The sequence below is a fragment of the Mesorhizobium sp. M7A.F.Ca.US.006.04.2.1 genome (assembly GCF_004022915.1).
Taxonomy (GTDB): Bacteria; Pseudomonadota; Alphaproteobacteria; order Rhizobiales; family Rhizobiaceae; genus Mesorhizobium; species Mesorhizobium ciceri.
The window spans coordinates 1-772 of the sequence record NZ_RZQA01001474.1 but is presented as its reverse complement, the minus strand read 5'-3'; the positions used below and the strand labels follow the sequence as shown (position 1 = coordinate 772).

Annotated in this window: 1 protein-coding gene and 1 pseudogene; both read right to left on the bottom strand. The window is 67.6% G+C overall.

The features are described 5' to 3' along the window. Positions 1-110: pseudogene (gene hisG / locus EN925_RS41325) on the bottom strand (ATP phosphoribosyltransferase); the annotation flags it as partial. Beyond that, positions 107-772, bottom strand: a 666-nt coding sequence (locus EN925_RS38145; RefSeq protein WP_206633192.1) for an ATP phosphoribosyltransferase regulatory subunit, incomplete at its 5' end; no start/stop codon positions are given. The gene EN925_RS38145 and the pseudogene hisG, both read right to left, overlap by 4 nt.

Below are 772 nucleotides of genomic sequence, written 5' to 3'. Positions count from 1 at the left end.
TGGTATTTGCGCTCGTCGCCGGGCAGGCTGACGGCTAACCCGGCTTTGGCCAGCACGTCCAGCGCCTGCTCTTTCAGGCGGCCTTTGGATGGGATCGCCAGCGTGATCATGGCGCCGTGTCCCGCAACGCCTCGATGCGGTCGAGCCAGACGGAAAAGCCGACGCCGGGGATCGGCGTCTTGGCGCCAAGCAAGGTCAGCAGCCGGTCATAGCGGCCGCCGCCGACCAGCGGCCGGTCGCCATTGTCCGCCGCGATTTCGAAAACCAGGCCGGTGTAGTAGTCGAGCGGGCGGCCGAACGCGGCGTCGTAGCGGATTTTATCGGCCGGCAAGCCATGCGCTTCGATCGCCTTGGCGCGGGCAGCGAACTTTTCCAGCGCGACATCGAGCGACAGCCCTGCGCCGGTGGCGAAGGTCTCCAGTGCCTGGGCCGCACCATCAAGCGGAACGTCGATCGCCAGAAAATCCTTCAGCGCGGAAAACGCCTCGCTCGACAGCCGAACGCTGCGCAATTCGGCTTTCTCGATCAGCCGCCGGGCAATGTCGGATGGCGAGCGTCCGGCGGACGCCGACAGGCCGGCCTCTTCCATGCCGCTGGCGATATGGGCGGAAAGACCGTCCAGATCACCGTCGAGGACCAGAGCGGCGACCGGACCTGAGAGCTGGCTGTTGCGCGGCGGGTTGGCGAGATCGGCGAGTGCCGCCTCAAGCATCGGCGCCGAGCCGAATGCGCGGGCAAGACGCATGCGCCAGCCGCGCGGCAGGCCAAGGGC